Source organism: Janthinobacterium glycogeni (genome assembly GCF_051380725.1).
GTDB lineage: Bacteria > Pseudomonadota > Gammaproteobacteria > Burkholderiales > Burkholderiaceae_D > Janthinobacterium.
Genome location: NZ_JBNYXP010000003.1, coordinates 396,112 through 412,816, shown reverse-complemented (window position 1 = coordinate 412,816; position 16,705 = coordinate 396,112). Strand labels below are relative to the sequence as shown.

The 16,705-nt window shown below is 64.9% G+C and carries 16 protein-coding genes; 5 read left to right on the top strand and 11 right to left on the bottom strand.

From position 1 onward, the window contains the following. Positions 1 to 6: 6 nt before the first annotated feature. Positions 7 to 525: a GNAT family N-acetyltransferase gene (locus ACQ4W4_RS10370; protein ID WP_436541916.1), complete on the top strand. Its 519-nt coding sequence runs from the start codon at positions 7 to 9 to the stop codon at positions 523 to 525. 13 nt (positions 526 to 538) lie between these two features. Here ACQ4W4_RS10370 and ACQ4W4_RS10365 read toward each other — a convergent pair whose 3' ends face one another. The 9 genes from ACQ4W4_RS10365 to ACQ4W4_RS10325 form a co-directional block, all read right to left on the bottom strand. Beyond that, complete coding sequence (locus ACQ4W4_RS10365; RefSeq protein WP_070218730.1) at positions 539 to 964, bottom strand: Fur family transcriptional regulator; 426 nt, start codon at positions 962 to 964, stop codon at positions 539 to 541. Between the two features lie 103 nt (positions 965 to 1,067). Further along, positions 1,068 to 2,399, bottom strand: coding sequence for an alpha/beta hydrolase (locus ACQ4W4_RS10360; protein WP_436541915.1), 1,332 nt, complete (start codon positions 2,397 to 2,399; stop codon positions 1,068 to 1,070). 108 nt (positions 2,400 to 2,507) lie between these two features. Continuing rightward, on the bottom strand, positions 2,508 to 3,386 hold the full coding sequence (locus ACQ4W4_RS10355; protein WP_092604876.1) for a proteasome-type protease: 879 nt from the start codon (positions 3,384 to 3,386) through the stop codon (positions 2,508 to 2,510). 91 nt (positions 3,387 to 3,477) lie between these two features. Next, positions 3,478 to 4,287, bottom strand: a complete 810-nt coding sequence (locus tag ACQ4W4_RS10350) for a transglutaminase family protein (protein ID WP_436541914.1) — start codon at positions 4,285 to 4,287, stop codon at positions 3,478 to 3,480. Next, on the bottom strand, positions 4,287 to 5,231 hold the full coding sequence (locus ACQ4W4_RS10345; protein WP_436541913.1) for an alpha-E domain-containing protein: 945 nt from the start codon (positions 5,229 to 5,231) through the stop codon (positions 4,287 to 4,289). Before ACQ4W4_RS10345 ends, ACQ4W4_RS10350 begins: the two co-directional genes overlap by 1 nt. After that, positions 5,225 to 6,679 (bottom strand): circularly permuted type 2 ATP-grasp protein, encoded by a 1,455-nt coding sequence (locus ACQ4W4_RS10340; protein ID WP_436541912.1) that lies wholly within the window; start codon positions 6,677 to 6,679, stop codon positions 5,225 to 5,227. The genes ACQ4W4_RS10345 and ACQ4W4_RS10340 overlap by 7 nt, the downstream gene beginning before the upstream one ends. A 170-nt stretch (positions 6,680 to 6,849) precedes the next feature. Beyond that, a complete protein-coding gene (locus ACQ4W4_RS10335; protein ID WP_436541911.1) occupies positions 6,850 to 7,977 on the bottom strand; it encodes a sensor histidine kinase in 1,128 nt (375 codons plus the stop codon). Positions 7,978 to 8,060: 83 nt separating this feature from the next. Beyond that, the gene (locus tag ACQ4W4_RS10330; protein WP_436541910.1) at positions 8,061 to 8,933 is read right to left on the bottom strand and encodes a hypothetical protein; all 873 of its coding nucleotides are present in this window, start codon (positions 8,931 to 8,933) and stop codon (positions 8,061 to 8,063) included. Between the two features lie 85 nt (positions 8,934 to 9,018). Then, positions 9,019 to 11,229: a TonB-dependent receptor gene (locus ACQ4W4_RS10325; RefSeq protein WP_436541909.1), complete on the bottom strand. Its 2,211-nt coding sequence runs from the start codon at positions 11,227 to 11,229 to the stop codon at positions 9,019 to 9,021. A 233-nt stretch (positions 11,230 to 11,462) separates the two neighbouring features. Between ACQ4W4_RS10325 and ACQ4W4_RS10320 the strand changes: the two genes are divergently transcribed. The 3 genes from ACQ4W4_RS10320 (at position 11,463) to ACQ4W4_RS10310 (ending at position 14,554) form a co-directional block, all read left to right on the top strand. Beyond that, the gene (locus ACQ4W4_RS10320) at positions 11,463 to 12,131 is read left to right on the top strand and encodes a hypothetical protein (RefSeq protein ID WP_436541908.1); all 669 of its coding nucleotides are present in this window, start codon (positions 11,463 to 11,465) and stop codon (positions 12,129 to 12,131) included. 231 nt (positions 12,132 to 12,362) lie between these two features. Then, complete coding sequence (locus ACQ4W4_RS10315; protein WP_436541907.1) at positions 12,363 to 13,349, top strand: 2-hydroxyacid dehydrogenase; 987 nt, start codon at positions 12,363 to 12,365, stop codon at positions 13,347 to 13,349. 20 nt (positions 13,350 to 13,369) lie between these two features. Then, the gene (locus ACQ4W4_RS10310) at positions 13,370 to 14,554 is read left to right on the top strand and encodes a low temperature requirement protein A (RefSeq protein WP_436542024.1); all 1,185 of its coding nucleotides are present in this window, start codon (positions 13,370 to 13,372) and stop codon (positions 14,552 to 14,554) included. A 27-nt stretch (positions 14,555 to 14,581) separates the two neighbouring features. Here ACQ4W4_RS10310 and ACQ4W4_RS10305 read toward each other — a convergent pair whose 3' ends face one another. Then, positions 14,582 to 15,112, bottom strand: coding sequence for a GNAT family N-acetyltransferase (locus ACQ4W4_RS10305; protein ID WP_436541906.1), 531 nt, complete (start codon positions 15,110 to 15,112; stop codon positions 14,582 to 14,584). A 91-nt stretch (positions 15,113 to 15,203) separates the two neighbouring features. Between ACQ4W4_RS10305 and ACQ4W4_RS10300 the strand changes: the two genes are divergently transcribed. Continuing rightward, the gene (locus ACQ4W4_RS10300; protein WP_436541905.1) at positions 15,204 to 15,776 is read left to right on the top strand and encodes a helix-turn-helix domain-containing protein; all 573 of its coding nucleotides are present in this window, start codon (positions 15,204 to 15,206) and stop codon (positions 15,774 to 15,776) included. Here ACQ4W4_RS10300 and ACQ4W4_RS10295 read toward each other — a convergent pair. Further along, the gene (locus ACQ4W4_RS10295) at positions 15,773 to 16,669 is read right to left on the bottom strand and encodes a LysR family transcriptional regulator (RefSeq protein WP_326459476.1); all 897 of its coding nucleotides are present in this window, start codon (positions 16,667 to 16,669) and stop codon (positions 15,773 to 15,775) included. The two genes, ACQ4W4_RS10300 and ACQ4W4_RS10295, sit on opposite strands and share 4 nt — an antisense overlap. Positions 16,670 to 16,705: the final 36 nt, after the last annotated feature.

Below are 16,705 nucleotides of genomic sequence, written 5' to 3'. Positions count from 1 at the left end.
CCTCCCATGCCCGCATCCGATATCGTCATCCGCCTGCTGACGCCAGCCGACACCACCGCCTTTTGCGCGCTGCGCCTGCGCGCCATCCTTGATTCGCCCAGCTCGTTTTCCTCGTCGCGCGAGGATGAACTGGCGCGCACGCCGGAAGAACATGTGCAGCGCATCGCCGGCGGTTCCATGCAGCGCGGCTTTGGCGCCTTCGATGGCGATCGTCTCGTGGGTTTTGCCGGCTTGCGGCGCGACCCGATGCGCCAGCTGTCGCACAAGGCCCTGCTATGGGGCGTGTTCGTCGATGTGACGCAACGGGGCAAGGGCGTGGCGAGGCGGCTCGTCAACGCCTGCATCGAACAGGCCGAGTCTGACCCTGCCATCATGCAAGTGCACTTGAGCGTGAATGCGGAAAACAATGCCGCCCTGCGGCTGTATGAATCCTTGGGATTTATCGCGTATGGCACGGAGCCGCGCTCGATGCGCGTGGGCGACCTGTTTTATGACGAGCATCACCTGGCCTTGCTGCTCAAGTGATATCAGAAGGGTCTTACTTGCAGCGCGGGCACAGGCCCTTGATCAGGTAATCGACTTCGCCTCCGCTGAAACCTTCCGGCAACAGCACGGGCGGCGGCAGCTTGACTTCATTGAAGCAGGTGACGTTCGCGCATTTGGTGCACTGGAAGTGCGCGTGCTCGTGCGCCTGGTGGCCGGCGCCGGCGCTGAAGCGCCACACCTGGTCGGCACCCGCGATGCGGTGCACGAGTTCATTTTCCGTCAGCCATTCCAGCACCCGGTACAGGGTGACGGAATCGATATCGCTGTCCTGCGACAGCGCCTGCTGGATTTCATGGTGGGTCAGCGAACGGCTTTGCGCCATTAAGAAGTCGAGCACCTTCACGCGCGTCTTGGTGACGCGGGCGTTGGTGTTGCGGATCAGCGATTCGGCGTGCGGTGTAGAAGATGATGTCAACATGATAAGCCTGCTTGCGGGGGATCGGCTGGCGGCGTCATCGCCGTGCCCGTTGCCACCCTCTGGGCCGTATCTTAGCATGCGTGCCGCACCGGATGGAACGGCGTCATGGTTTGAACGTCCAATAGCGGCCGGCGGCCGTATCGACGGGCTCGAGAAAGCGCTGGTCGGCGCGCGCATGGTTGCGTATCAGATAAAACATGTCGGACAGGGCCGAGCGCTTTTCCGCAAAGTAGGAGTGCTTCATGAAGCTCGTGTCGACCCCGGTGGCGTCGATGGTTTCCACGCCCGCCACGATCAGCATGCCGGCGCCGCTGTCGCCCGCGCGCGCGTAGCCGTGCACGGCTTTCGAGGCGGCCAGGGCCAGGTCTTGCGAGGAGGCATACAAGGTGACGGGGTTGCGTGCGCCGGCCAGTTTCGGCGCGATATCGTGTTTGAAGATGGCGGCGTCGATATCGGGGGCGGACAGGATGATTTCCGTGATCTTTTGCGCCAGCTGCGGTTGCGCGGCCAGCAAGTCGGCCACGGCGCGCGCCAGGCCCCGGCTGCCCATGCTGTGGCCCACCAGATAGACTTGCGCCGCCTCCGTGCTGGCGAGAAAGTCGCCCAGGAAGGCCGTGAGGTGGGGCGTGCTCCACTCGATATTGTTTTCATCGATGGTGTAGCTGGCCACTTCACCGCGCGACGGCCAGCTGTAGAACACGGGCGCGCCGTCGAAACCGAGGTCGTAGGCCATCTGTCCCGTGCGCCGGGCGGCATCCTCGAAACTCACGTTGTAGCCGTGCACGAAGATAAAGGCGCTCTTGCCGGCCGAGGCGCGGATTTGCGTTTTCAGTGCGGCAAAGAAGTTGTCGCTGTCTTGCACGTCGGCCGACAGCACCACCACGTGCTTGGCCGGGTCGTCGCGAAATTCCAGGCGCCACAGCGACGGCGATTCCAGCTGGCCCATGCGGTGGTCGCGCGGGATGCTGATGTCGCAGCTGCCATAGCTGAGCGGGCCATTGCCTCCCATGATGTTGCGTTCGCCGCTGAAGCGCTGGGCCGGCGGCTTGCCCACGTCGCGCTGGCGGTCCGTGGCGAAATACACTTTGACCACCGCGTAGTTCGACACGACGGCGCTCTTGTCTGCGGGGGCGGGCGCCGTGGGCGGCAGGGCTGCGGGCGGACGCAGCGCATCGAGCAAGCCTTGCGCGGCGAACAGGGTTTCCATGTCTTCGGGTACTTTTGCCGTGGACAGGGCGGCCGACAGGGCCAGTTGCAGCTGGGTATTGGCGGGTTCGGCCTCCAGCGCGGCGATGGCGGCCAGGATGGCGGCGGCGCTGTCGAATCTGGCGATGGCCAGCTTCAGGCGCTGATAGTGGCTGGCGACGGCTTCCGGCGCGTTGCCGGGCGCGCCATGTGCGATGGCCGCCACGACGGCGGAAGTGATCAAGTCCATGCGCCACCTGCCTTTCAGGTCAATCTGGATTGAATGTCAACCCATATTGCCATAAAAGCACGCGGAAAGCGACTTGTCCAGCACCGCGCGCACGCCGTGCGCGGCAGGTCAATGCTGCTTGTCGTCGCTGAACTGCTGCGCCAGGGATTGCAGGGGCGCCACGGTCAGGCCGCCGCGGCTCACGTGTTCGGGGATGGCCACGCGCACGGGCTTGCTGTGCATGTTGGCGGACGACAGCACGTTCGTCGTGGTTTCCGGCGCCGCATTCCACACAGGGTCGACGATGCCTTCGAACACATGCTTCAATTGTTCGCCCCAGGTGTCGCGGATCATGCGGAAATACTGGTTCTTTTCATCGATGGTGACGAAGCGCGTGACGGCCAGGCTGCCCGTCTCGTAGACGAGCAGATCGAGCGGCAAGCCGACGGAAATGTTCGAGCGCAGGGTCGAATCCATGGAAATGAGCGCGCACTTGGCCGCCTCGTCCAGGCGCGTGAACGGGTTGATGACCCGGTCGATGATGGGTTTGCCGTATTTGGCTTCGCCGATCTGGAAATACGTGTTTTCATCGTGCGATTCGATGAAATTGCCGGCCGAATACACTTGGAACAGGCGGCAGCGCTCGGCGCCTATCTGGCCGCCCAGGATGATGCTGACATTGAAATCGATGCCGCAGTCGGCCAGGGCCTTCGCTTCGCGCAGGTGCACGGTGCGCACGGCTTCGCCCACGATGCGGGCCGCGTCGTACATGCTGGCCACGTTCCAGATGCTGCGTCCGTCCGCATCCACGTGTTCGGACACGATCTGGCGGATCGCCTGCGAGATCGACAAGTTGCCGGCCGTCATCAGGACCAGCATGCGGTCGCCCGGGTTTTCGAACACGCTCATCTTGCGGAAGGTGCCCACCTGGTCCACGCCGGCGTTGGTGCGGGAGTCGGACAGGAAGACCAGGCCTTCGTTCAGGCGCATGCCTATGCAATAAGTCATCGTCGTAAATCAAGTCAAAAGGGGGAGCATTCTACACCAGCCGGGGCTTGAGTATCCGCTGCAAGCCCCGGCCAGCCTCATTCCTGCCCGTTTATACGGGCACGATCTGCACATCCACGTGCAGGGTTTCCGTGCCGCCGCCCTGGCGCACGCCGCGCACGGGGGCCGCCGAATCGTAGTCGCGCCCGATGGCCAGACGGCAATACGCGTCCGTCATCAACCGCGCATGCGTGACGTCGATGCTGACCCAGCCCGCGAAATCCGTGTCTTCCGTCCAGGCGTCGACCCAGGCATGGCTGGCCGCGTGGCCCGTCGTGCCCGGATCGATATAGCCGGACACGTAACGGGCCGGGATGCCCCAGGCGTGGCAGCAGGCCAGGAACAGATGGGCGTGGTCCTGGCACACGCCGCGCCCCAGGGCCAGCGCGTCGCCGGCCGTGGTGGTGACCATGGTGGCGCCGCTTTCATACGCCACCTTGCCGACGATGTGCTCGGCCAGGCGCAGCAGATGGCCCGTGCCCGCCGTGACGCGCCGGTCCGGCAGGCTGGCGGCCGTCAGTTCCACAATGGCCGGGTTCGCTTCCGTCAGCGGCGTCGGCATGGTAAACAACAGCGGCGACAGGGTATCGACCAGATTCAGCCGTCCCTTGTGCGGGTAGATGGTTTCCACCACGCCGTGCGCCACCAGGCTCAAGGACTGATGGCTGCCATTGATGGTCAGCATGTGCGACAAATTGCCGTAGGCATCCGTATAGGCGTGGCACTGTCCCGGCGTCGCGATGTGCCAGGACAGGGCCCGCTGCTGCGGCTCGATACGCGGCGTCAGGTGCAGCTGCTGGATGGTGTAGGCCAGCGGCGCACTGTAGGCGTAATGGGTTTCGTGGCGGATGGTGAGCTGCATCAGGCCGCCAGGGGAACGAGGAAGTCGCGGCTGACCCGGTTGCCCAGGTCATAGATGTTTTCCAGAAACTGCGTCAATGTATGGTGCAAGCCAGCCTTCATGATGTCGTCGATATGGCCGAATTTCAGCTCGGCGTGCAGTTTGCCGGCGAAACGCTCCGTATCGGCCGACACGTCGTTGCGGATGTGTCTTAAATTTTCCACCACGTCATCCATGCAGGCAAGTAATGACCTGGGCATGTCGCCGCGCAACATCAGCAATTGCGCCACCCGTTCCGGGGTGATCACGTCGCGGTAGACCTTGCGGTAGATTTCGAAGCCGGAAACGGAGCGCAGCAAAGCCGCCCAGTAGTAAAAATCGCGCTGGCTGATGTCTTTCGACGTGTCGCGCGCGCCGTGGAACTTCACGTCGAGGATGCGCGCCGTGTTGTCGGCCCGCTCCAGGAAGGTGCCTAGGCGGATGAAATGGATGGCCTCGTCCTTGAGCATGGTGCCCAGGGTCACGCCGCGCGACAGGTGCGAGCGGTATTTGACCCATTCGAAGAAGGCGCTGGGGTCCGTTTCCAGCAGATTGCTTTTCAGGCGCTTCTGCATGTCGAGCCAGGTGGCGTTCTGGATTTCCCACACTTCCGTCGTCAGGGTGCCCCGCACGGCGCGGGCGTTTTCACGGGCGCCCGTCAGGCAGGCGAGGATGGACGAGGGGTTGTTCGGGTCGCGCACCATGAAGTCGAGCACGTCGCGCGTATGGAAGCGGCCATATTTGTGGTCGTACGCGCTTTGCAGCTCGGAAATGCCCAGGGTGGCGCGCCAGCCCTGTTCCGCGTCCTGCTCGGACTGGGGCAGCATCGACGTTTGCATGTTGACGTCGAGCATGCGGGCCGTGTTTTCCGCCCGCTCCGTGTAGCGGGCCATCCAGAATAAATGATCGGCGGTGCGGCTCAGCATGTTTTTTCTCCTGCAAAAACGGATGTGTCTTCCAATACCCAGGTATCCTTGGTGCCGCCCCCTTGCGAGGAATTGACCACCAGCGAGCCTTCGCCGAGCGCCACGCGGGTCAGGCCGCCCGGCACCATGGAAATCGTCTTGCCGGACAGCACGAACGGACGCAGATCGATGTGGCGCGGCGCGATGCCGGCCTCGACGTACGTGGGGCAGGCGGACAGGGCGAGCGTCGGCTGGGCGATGTAGCCGCCCGGATTGGCCAGCAGGCGCTGGCGGAAATCCTCGATTTGCGCGGCGCTCGAGGCCGGGCCCACCAGCATGCCGTAGCCGCCCGCGCCATGCACTTCCTTGACCACCAGTTTTGCCAGATTCGCCAGCACGTAGGACAGGTCGGCGCTCTTGCGGCACTGGTAGGTGGGCACGTTGTTGAGGATCGGTTCCTGCGACAAATAAAACTTGATCATGTCGGGCACGAAAGGATAGATCGACTTGTCGTCGGCCACGCCCGTGCCGATGGCGTTCGCCAGCGTCACCCTTCCGGCGCGATACACGGACAGCAGGCCCGGCACGCCCAGGGACGAGTCCGAGCGGAAGGCCAGCGGGTCGAGGAAATCGTCGTCGACCCTGCGGTAGATCACGTCCACGCGCTTGGGGCCGCGCGTGGTGCGCATGTAGACGGAATTGTCGTTGACAAACAAATCCTTGCCTTCGACCAGTTCCACGCCCATTTGCTGGGCCAGGAACGCATGTTCGAAGTAGGCGGAGTTGTACATGCCGGGCGTCATGACGACGACCGTCGGGTCGTCGACGCCCATGGGCGCGACGGAGCGCAGGTTGTCGAGCAGCATGTCCGGATAATGGTCGACGGGGGCGATGCGGTTGCGGGCGAACAGTTCCGGGAACAGGCGCATCATCATTTTGCGGTCTTCCAGCATGTAGGACACGCCGGACGGCACCCGCAAGTTGTCTTCCAGCACATAGAATTCGCCCTGGCCCGCGCGCACGATGTCGACGCCGGCGATATGCGCATAAATGTCGGAAGCGACGGCAATGCCCTGCATTTCCGGGCGGTACTGGGCATTCTTGTAGATTTGCTCGGCAGGAATGATGCCCGCCTTGATGATGTTTTGCTCATGGTAAATGTCATGGATAAACATGTTCAAGGCTTGCACGCGCTGCACCAGACCCGTCTGCATCTGCGCCCATTCGGCGGCGGGGATGATGCGGGGGATGGTGTCGAACGGGATCAGGCGTTCCGTGCCGGCATCGTCGCCGTAGACGGCGAACGTGATGCCGACGCGGCGGAACGTCAGGTCGGCTTCGGCCCGCTTGCGGGCGATGGTCTCGGGCGATTGCTGTTCCAGCCAGTTGTTGAATTCACGATAGTGTTCACGTACCTTGCTGTCCGTACCCACGTCATCTGCAGTCATTTCATTGAAAAAATTTGCCATGTTGTGATTTCCCTTGAGCCGTGTCTGACTATAGCTCAGCAGGAAGCGTGCCAATGGCGCACACCCGAAAGTATGTAAAAAATGACCACTTTTGTGGCGTAAAACCGCCATCCGCACCGCTTTGGTGCGCTACGACATCGATTTTGCAGGCAGATGGGGCGCAGCTGCGCTCAGGCGCCCGGCGTGACGAAGGGCCGGCAATCGATGGGCAGGTCGATGGTAAACGTGGTGCCCGTTTCGGGTGCGCTGTCGACCAGCGCGCTGCCGCCGTGGCTTTCCGCCACGTTTTGCACGAAGGGCAGGCCGATGCCCCAGCCGGGCGCACTGCCTTCGTGCTCGCGGCGCAGGTATTCGAAGATGCGCTGCGTCTGGTCTTGCGCGATATTGCTGCCCGTGTTGTGCACGCTCAAGACCATGCGTTCGCGCAAACTGCTGATATGAATATGGATGGGACCTGCATCGCCATACTTGACGGCGTTGACCACGAGGTTTTCCAGCGCCCGGCGCAGCGAATTTTCGCACCACCAGCCCGTCACGGAGGCGCCGCTGACCACGCATTTGCCCGGATGGCCGATATTGACGCTGTCGGCCACCTGCCGCGCCAGCGGCAGTATGTCGAAGCGCCGCAGGACGAGGGGCAGTTTTTGTCCCCGGTGGTAGCTGAGCGTATCGAGCAATTCCTGGATCATGTTGTCGAGGCGCTTGCCGTGCTCGAGAATTTTCAGCGCCAGCGCCGCCACGTCCGGCTGTTGCGCGCGCCGCTGCAGCAGCTGCGCACTGTTGAGCATGACGGACAGGGGATTGCGCATGTCGTGCGACAGGCCGGCGGCGATGCGGCGCTGAAAGCTTGCGTGCATGGCGGTAAATTCCAGGATGGCTTCGCGGATGCCCGTATCGATCGACGCATTGATCACCTTCCAGTCGCGGCGCCGCAGCGGCACGCCCGCCTCCAGCGCGGCGGCGGCGAAGCAGTCGCGGAAAATCTGGTATTCCTGGATCACCTGTTCCGGGCCATAGCTGGTCATGCGCGCCCGTTCGTTGCCATGCACGGCGGGGGCGTTGGTGTTGCTGGTGGCATCGTCGCGCGGGTAGCCTGGCGTGAGCGCTTCGGCCAGGTTGTCGAAGAAGGCGGGCAAGGTGTTGATGAGGATGGGCGTCAGCAAGGCATCGGCGCCGCGGACCTTGGCGCGCACCTCGTGTTCCCACTGCGTCAGCACGGCATCGCGCATGCTGAAGATGCGCCGCGTGCGGGCGGGCATGTCCAGCGCATGCATTTTCTGGTCAGAGGCATAGGTCATCGCGGCTCCCCATCGACATCCCGGCATCCGCACGATGCAAAGCGGGAGCTAAAGTATCCTCCAAATCGGCGCGCAGGTGGTGTTCAATGTGGCGCGTGGGCGCCCGCAATGACGGCGCTCAAATGGCTGAGGGCCGCATCCCATTGCTCCAGCGAAAAGTTCTGCGGATCGTCATGGCCGTTCGCATACCCCGTATCGAGCACGGCGTGGAAGGCGGGGATCAGCCACGTGCCCTTGCGCACGCTGGCGGCGATGTACAGCAGGGCCAGGCGCTCGTATTGCGCGGGCGTAAAGCCGGGATCGGGCGCCAGCCCGTCGTTGCCCTTGCCGCCGCCGGGCACCGAGCGGCGCGGCTGTACCAGTTCCACGTGCAGGAACAGGCCCGTCAGCGAAGGCTTGTCCTTTTCCAGCTTGCTGGCGTAGCCGGCCGTGGCGAAGTCGCGCACGGCCAATGAATCGCCGAGGCGGTTCACGTAGACATGGCCTTTCGGGCCGCCGCCCAGCGTGGGGTTACGTATAGTGAAATCGTTGAAATCCCAGCTGGCTTCGTTGATGTGGTCGGGAATAGTTTCTAACAAGAAATTCGGGTAGCTGGTGTCGTGGATGACGAAATAGCGGGCCATGGGCGCGGCCAGACGGCCCACGGCGCGCGACAGCGGTGCATCGACGGCGCCGCCCGCGTCCGCTTCGGCGATGCCTTGCCCGGCCAGCCAGGCGCGCAGGGCGACGGGGGCGATGCCCGTGCGCTGGCCGATGCGCGCGGCAAGAAAGGCCGGCAGCGGCGCGCTGTCGCCCAGGCGCGCATACTGTTTCACGGGGCGCAACAAGCACGTGGCTTGCGCCCGCGCATCGCCCTTGAAGCCGCTTTTCCAGGCGGCGTAGGGACAGGCGGCTTGCTTTTGGGCAGCGGCGGGCAGGGACAGGCAGAGCAATAACAGCAGGGCAGGGAGTTTCATGCAGGCATTGTCGCCCAAATTCGGCCGTTGGCACAGGCGCGCACGTGAAGCCGCCCAAGGAAGCGGCAACTTCGCGTCGGCCGGCTTAAAACGCCATGCTGCCCGATACGACGAAGGTGCGCGGCGCGGCCAGCACCAGGCTGCCCGCGTCGAACGAGGAGACGGCCGAGGCCCAGTAGCTGCGGTCGGCCACGTTGTCGATGCGCGCGCGCAAGGTCACGTCGTGGCCCGCCACCTGCGTCAGGTAGCGCGCGCCGATGTCGACCCGGGTCCAGGAGGGCAGCTGTTTGGTGTTGGCCAGATCCGCATACTGCGTCGAGGTGTAGACGGTGCGGGCATTCAGGCTCAAGCCTGGTGCGCCGGGCACGTCCCATTCGCCGCCCACGCTGAGCTGTGTTGTTGGCGCGCCGATGGCGTTCTTGCCTTGGTTGGCCGGCTTGTCCGTCTTGCGCTGTTGCGTATCGAGCCAGGTCAGGCCGCCCAGCAGGCGCACGCCCGCCATGGGCGTGCCGAAGACGGACAGTTCCAGTCCCTGGTTGCGCTGTTCGCCCGACAGGGTGGCGCGCGAGCCGACCACGGCCGGCAAGGGCTTGGCCGTCGAGAACAGCGCGGCGCTCATGCCCAGCCTGCCGCCGTCATACTTGATGCCGATTTCCTTCTGTTTCGACTTGTACGGCGCGAAGACTTCGCCCTTGTTGCTCAGCGGTACGTCGTTCTGGCCGTCGAAGTAGGTGCCGCTGGCCACTGGCCCCTTGACCAGCGCCTCGATGTAGTTGGCGTACAGCGACACGTTCTTGCCTGCCTTGTAGACGATGCCGGCCACGGGCGTCGTGGCGCTCTTGTCGTAGCTGGAATATTGCACGGCCGTGCCATAGGCATATGCCGCGTCGCGGATCTGCTGGCGGCGCAGGCCCACGGTCAACAGCAGCCGGTCGTCGAGGAAGGCCATGGTATCGGCCACGGCGTAGCTGCTGAGGATAGTCTTTTGCGTCAGGCGCGGGTCGCTCATCACGCCGCCCGAGTTGGCGGGCAGGGTGGGCGGCATGGCCGCGTCCAGCGGATGGTAGATATTCGTCGGCAAGCCCGCATAGTCGCTGATCGCATACGCATTCTTCGCTTCGTTCCAGTGGCCGGACCAGCTGGCCACCAGAGTGTGCCGGACGGCGCCGGTATGGAGCTTGCCGCGGATGCCCAGTTCGCCCGTGCGGATTGCCTGCTTGCGCGCGTTGTCGAAGCGGTAGACGCTGGCATCGCCATTGAGCGCGCTCAACGTCGGTTGCGCCAGGCTGTTCGCTTCCTTCGTCGAGCGGCCGCCGAACGCGGCCCAGGCCACCACATCCTTGGCAAGGTCGACTTCAGCGCGCGCCGTGCCGAACACATCATGCTCCTTCGAATAGCTCCATGGCTGGGCAAAGTTCTTCGACGCATCGGGCGCGCCCGGCAAGGCCGTCAGGCTGCCCGTGCGGATGGAAGGGCGCGGCGCCGTCAGGTCAAAATTCTGGTAGCCCGCGTCGGCCGACAGGCGATAGCCGCGGCCCCGGTAGTCGAGGCCGAGCGAGAACATGCCCACGTCGTGGTCTTCGCGCTTGATGCCGGTCTCGCCCTGTCGCTTGGCGGCGTTTACGCGCACGCCGAATTCCTGCTGCTCGCCGAAGCGGCGCGCCACGTCGATGGCCGCATAAGCATGGCCGCCCGATTCCACGCCCACCGTCAATTCCGTCAGCGGCGTGTTGCCGGCACGCTTGGGCATCAGATTGATGGCGCCGCCGATGCCGCTGCCGCCCGGCGCCGCGCCATTCAGGAAGGCGCTGGCGCCGCGGAACACTTCCACTCTTTCCAATAGTTCCGGCGAGACATATTGGCGGGGCAAGACGCCGTACAGGCCGTTGTACGCCACGTCGTCCGAATCGAGGGCGAAGCCGCGGATCACATACACTTCCTGGAAATTGCCATAGCCGCGCGAGACGCGCACGGCGGCATCGCTTTGCAGCAGGTCGCCCACGCTGCGCGCCTGCTGGTCGGCAATGAATTGCTGTGTATAACTGGTGCTGCCGAAGGGCGAATCCATCATGTCCACGGACCCGAGGATGCCCACGCGTCCGCCGCGCGCCACCTGGCCGCCCGCATACGCCCTGGATAAACCTTGCGCCGACGCATCTGCCGAGGCATGCACGAGCACCGTGGGCATGCTCTGCATGGCATCGTCCGCCGGCGTGTTCTGGGCGTGGGCGGCGCTGCTGGCCAGCAGGAAGGCTGCCAGGGCGAAAGGAGTAGGAACGAGGCGGAAGGTGCGCATGGAGTTATCCGGATATTAATGAGAATGATTATCATTATATTTCAGCAGGGAGCGGCGCGTGGGAAAGTGTGAGAAAGCGATGAAAAAGTCATCATTTGCACAACATCCGATACGCGAGGGTGCCGGAATCTGGCGGGAAAAGGCGCACCAGGCGATACCTTGTGGATTTATTAATGCCAATGGTCAAGTTTCGCTAAAATAAACCATCGCGCCCGGCGCCCACAGGAAACCGCATGCCATTGCACCGCCATCTACAGTCCCTTTCCATGCGCATACGGGGCGGCTTGAGCTTCAAAGGCGCCGCTGTCGCCCTCATCCTGGCGATGCATGCGCTGGGTCTGTATTTCCTCCTGCTGCCGGCGCGGCAGCTCAAGCAATATACGGAAGTGGCCTTCATGACCTTGCTGCCACCCCGGCCCACGCCGGCGGCGCCGCCGATGGCCATGCCGCCACCCATGCCGATTCCCGTGCCGCGCGCGCGGGCCCGGGTTCCGTCCGTCGTGCCTGACATGCCGCCCGTGACAGCAGAAGCCATCACCATGCCCGCCGAGGAATTGCCTGCCGCGCCCCCCGCACCAGCAGGCCCCGACTTGCGCACGCGCGCGCGCCTGGCCGCGGGCGCCGCCGACAAGGCCTTACGCGGCGAACTCAGGCAAGAACAGCCGTGGCTGGCCGCGGCCGACCTCAAAGGCGGCAGCACATTCCAGAAACAGGTCGCCTCCGCCTGGCGCGGCGGCCCGGTCATCCGCGTGGAGGAATACCTGACGGCCGATGGGCGTCCCGCCACGCGCGTCGTCAACCCCGGCGGCGCCACGTGCTTTGGCATGGACGCGAACCCGGGCGCGGGCGCCGACCCGTTCAAGACGGGCGGCAAGGTCAAACGCGTGCCTTGCCCTGGTTGAGCCGGATTGAAGGCTGTGTAGGTCAGATTAGCGCAGCGTAATCTGACAGGCTGCGGGCGCGCTTGTCGGCTTACGCCCGGTGGGCTAAGCCGACCTACGGCGGAATCGGGCAGGCAAAAACCGCGCGGCGTGCAGGGTTTTAGCGGCGGGAATAGGGTATGCCATCCCCGGCCGGGTCTCAAATATGCTAAGTTGCGTCTGCAAATCTTGTCGACACGCCCCAGGACGCCCATGCCCCCCGAACTCCTCATTCTCGCCCCCAGCCCCTCGGCTGCCGTCAACGCGCAGCTGGAACAGCGCTATGCCTGCCACCATGCCTGGCAAGTGCCGGCGGACGAACGCCACGCCTGGCTGGCCGAACGGGCGCCGGCCATCCGCGCCGTCGTCACGACGGGCGCGCTGGGCTTGAACGCCGCCGACATGGGCTTGCTGCCGAAGCTGGAAATCGTCGCCGTCAATGGCGTGGGCCTCGATGGCGTGGCGCTCGACGTGGCGCGCGCGCGCGGCATTGCCGTTACGACCACGCCGAACGTGCTGACGGACGATGTGGCCGACATGGCGCTGGCCTTGCTGCTGGCCAGCGCGCGGCATGTCGTGGCACTCGACCGTTTCGTGCGCGATGGGGGCTGGGAACGCCGCGAGGCCATCGCCCCCGCATCTACCCTGCGCGGCAAGACGGCCGGCATCTTCGGCTTCGGCCAGATCGGGCAAGCCATCGCGCCGCGCCTGGCCGCCTTCGGCATCCATGTGCGCTACTTCCAGCCGCGCGCCATTGCCGGCACCGACGTGCCGCGCGCCGAATCGCTGCTGGCCCTGGCGCAGGAAAGCGATTATCTGATCATCTGCGCGCCGGGCACGCCGGCCACGCGCAAGATCATCGACCGCACGGTGCTCGACGCGCTGGGCCCGCAAGGCACGCTGATCAATATCGCCCGTGGCGCCCTGATCGACGAAGACGCCCTGATCGCCGCCTTGCAGGACGGCCACCTGGGTGCGGCCGGCCTCGACGTGTTCACGGACGAACCGCGCGTACCCAAGGCCTTGCGCGCCTTGCCCAACGTCGTGCTCACGCCGCACGTGGGCAGCCTGACCGTGGAAACGCGCCATGCAATGGGGCAACTGGTGGTCGATAATCTGGCCGCGCATTTCGCCGGCTTGCCCTTGTTGACGCCAGTCACATTATCAAAGTCCCCAATTGAACGTTTTAATCAAGCTTGAATGAAAGAGTAGCTATGGAATTGAGAAAATCGCTGTTGCGCACGCGCGGCGGGCAGGACAGCGGCAAGGTGGGCATGATCGAGCTGTTCTTCGATCTGGTGTTCGTGTTTGCCGTCACGCAACTGTCGCATGGCTTGCTGGCGCACCTGAGCGCCATGGGCTGGCTGCAGACGGGCCTGCTGCTGATGGCCGTCTGGTGGGTGTGGATCTTCACGTCGTGGATCACCAACTGGCTCGATCCCGAGCGCATTCCCGTGCGCATCAGCCTGTTCGTCATGATGCTGGGCGGCCTGCTCATGTCAGCCTCGATTCCGGAAGCGTTCGGCACGCGGGGCCTCGGCTTTGCGCTCGCCTACGTGGCCATGCAGGTGGGCCGGCCCCTGTTCGCCTGGTGGGCCGTGCGCCATGAAGCGCTGGCGCGCCGCCGCAATTTCCAGCGCATCGCCCTGTGGGCAGTGCTGTCCGGCGTCTTCTGGATCGCCGGCGGCATCGCGTCGCCCGAGCAGCGCCTCTTCTGGTGGGGCGCGGCTCTGCTGATCGACCTGGCCGGCCCCTGGATGCAGTTCGGCTTGCCTGGCCTGGGCCGTTCCTCGACGGCCGACTGGGATGTGGACGGCGGCCACATGGCCGAGCGCTGCGCGCTGTTCGTCATCATCGCCCTCGGCGAATCCTTGCTGGTGACGGGCGCCACGTTCGCGGGCCTGGAATGGACGGCCGCCAACTGGCTGGGCTTCCTGTCTGCCCTGGTCGGCAGCATCGCCATGTGGTGGATTTATTTCGACACGGGCGCCGAGGCGGGCCACCACCGCATCGCCCACTCGAAGGACCCGGGCCGCATCGCCCGCAAGGCCTACACGTATATCCATGTGCTGATCGTGGGCGGCGTGATCGTCAGTGCCGTGGCCGATGAACTGGCCCTCGTGCATCCGGATGAAGCAAGCTTCGCCGGCATCAGCGCCTTGCTGGCCGGCCCGATCCTGTATTTGCTGGGTAATGCCTTGTTTAAATGGGTCAGCAGCGACCGCGCCGCGCCGCCGCTGTCGCACCTGCTGGGCATTTTGATCATCCTGGCGCTGATCCCGATGGCTTACGGTCGCCTGTACACGCCGTTGACCCTGGCCACCATCACCAGCTGCGTGCTGGTCCTGGTGGCGGTGTGGGAACACATGGCGCTGCGCCGCCCGCCGCCGGAGATCGATCCCTGATCCGCGATCCCTGATGCCTGCGTGACCTTAGCCGGGCGGCGCGATGCCGTCCGGATCGCTGCGCGCATCGAGTTGCAGCTGTAAAAACGCCAGGTCCAGCCAGGCGCCGAACTTGGTGCCCACCTCGCGCATCAAGCCCACTTCCTCGAAGCCCAGCTGCTTGTGCAGGGCGATCGAGGCGGCGTTGCCCGCCTCGATGCCGGCCACCATCACGTGCTTGCCCAGCCCGCGCGCCCGCGCGATCAGCTCCACCATCAAGGCCTTGCCGATGCCGCCGCCGCGGCGATCGGCGCGCACATACACGGAATGCTCGATCGTATACCGGTAACCCTCGAACGGGCGCCAGTCGCCGAACGAGGCGTAGCCGGCCACGTTCTGGTCGGCATCGATGGCGACGAGCACCGGATAGCCGGCCCGTGCGCGGTCGGCCAGCCAGGCGGCGCGGTTGGCCGCATCCACCGTCCGCTCATTCCAGATGGCTAAAGTATTGCTGACGGCATCGTTGTAGATGGCCAGTATTGCCTCGATGTCGCCCGCATGGGCATCGCGTATCTGCATGTTGATCTCCGCACAAGTCGTCTACTATAATGGACAAATCATAGATTGCTGCTAGCTACTTGTCCAATAAAATCCGAATGGAAGCTGATACATGTCCACTAAACCAGACGAATTGAACCAGCGTATCGGCGCCCGGGTGCGCCTGGAGCGGGAAAACCTGGGCTGGTCGCTGACGGAGCTGGCGGCCCGCTCGGGGGTATCGCGCGCGATGGTGCACAAGGTGGAGCGCGGTGAGTGCAGCCCCACGGCCACCTTGCTGGCGCGCTTATCCGGCGCCTTCGACCTGAGCATGTCCGAACTGATCGCCCGCGCCGAGATGCGCGCAGGGCGCCTGCTGCGCCAGGCTGAGCAGCCCGTGTGGATCGACCCGCAGAGCGGCTATGTGCGGCGCCACGTGTCGCCCGCGTCCGACATGCCGCTCGACCTCGTGCACATTACCTTGCCGCCGGGCGCCGTGGTGGCCATGCCGGCCGCCGCCTATGTGGCGCGGCGCCAGCTGATCTGGTCACTCAGCGGCAGCCTCGTCTTCATCGAAGGGGAGACCCGCCACGTGCTGGACGAGGGCGATTGCCTGGAGCTGGGCCCGCCGGCCGACTGCGTATTCCGCAATGAAACGGCATCCGCTTGCACCTATGCCGTGGCCGTCCTGAAGAACCGAGGCTAAGCCAGCGCTACAGCGCGCAGCTGGGCGATGAAGGCGCGCGCGGCGGGCGCCTGTTCGTGGCGGCGAAACGCCACGGCGATTTCCGAGCTGATCTGCGGTGCTGCCAGTTCGCGGAAGACCACGCCGGGCAATCGGACGCTGGCCATCACGGAGTGGGGCACGATGGCGCAGCCCACGCCCAGCGACACTTCCGTCAGCACGGCCACCAGGCTGCCCGGGCGCGACACCACCTGCGCCGCAAAGCCGCCGCGCCGGCTCACCTCCAATGTTCCCAATTCCTGTTCCGGCACGATGAAGGCCTGCTGCGCCAGCGCGGCCGGTGCTGCCACGTCGATCCCGGCGAGCGGGCTGTCGGCCTGCACGGCCAGCACGAAGCGGTCGCGCAGCAACACCACGCTGTCGAGTCCTTCCGGCAAGTGCAGGGGCGGGCGCACGAAGGCCAGGTCGACGCGGCCCTGGTCCAGCAAGCCGGGCAGGGCGTCCATCGCGTATTCGCGCGCGCCGATGTGGATGCCCGGGTGGCTGGCGCGAAAGCGCGCGAACTGGCCCTGCAGCACGCCTGAGTATGCGGCCGAAGCCACGTAGCCGATTTCCAGGCGTCCCAGTTCGCCCCGTCCCGCCCGGCGCGCCACGTCCTGCGCCTGCGCCAGCTGCTCGAGCGCGCGCGCCGCTTCCAGCACGAACAATTCTCCGGCCGCCGTCAGGGACACGGCGCGCTTGCTGCGCTGGAACAGCCGCGTGCCCAGCAGTTGCTCCGTTTCCTGCACCTGCTTGGTCAGCGCGGGCGGCGAAATACCGAGCTCGGCCGCCGCCCGCGCGAAATGCAGGCTGTGCGCGACGGCCAGCACGCAGCGGAAATGCCGCAGTTCCATGTCTTTTTCAGTATTCACCATGGGTGAATTATAAGTCGGCTGTCTTATAACAGGAAA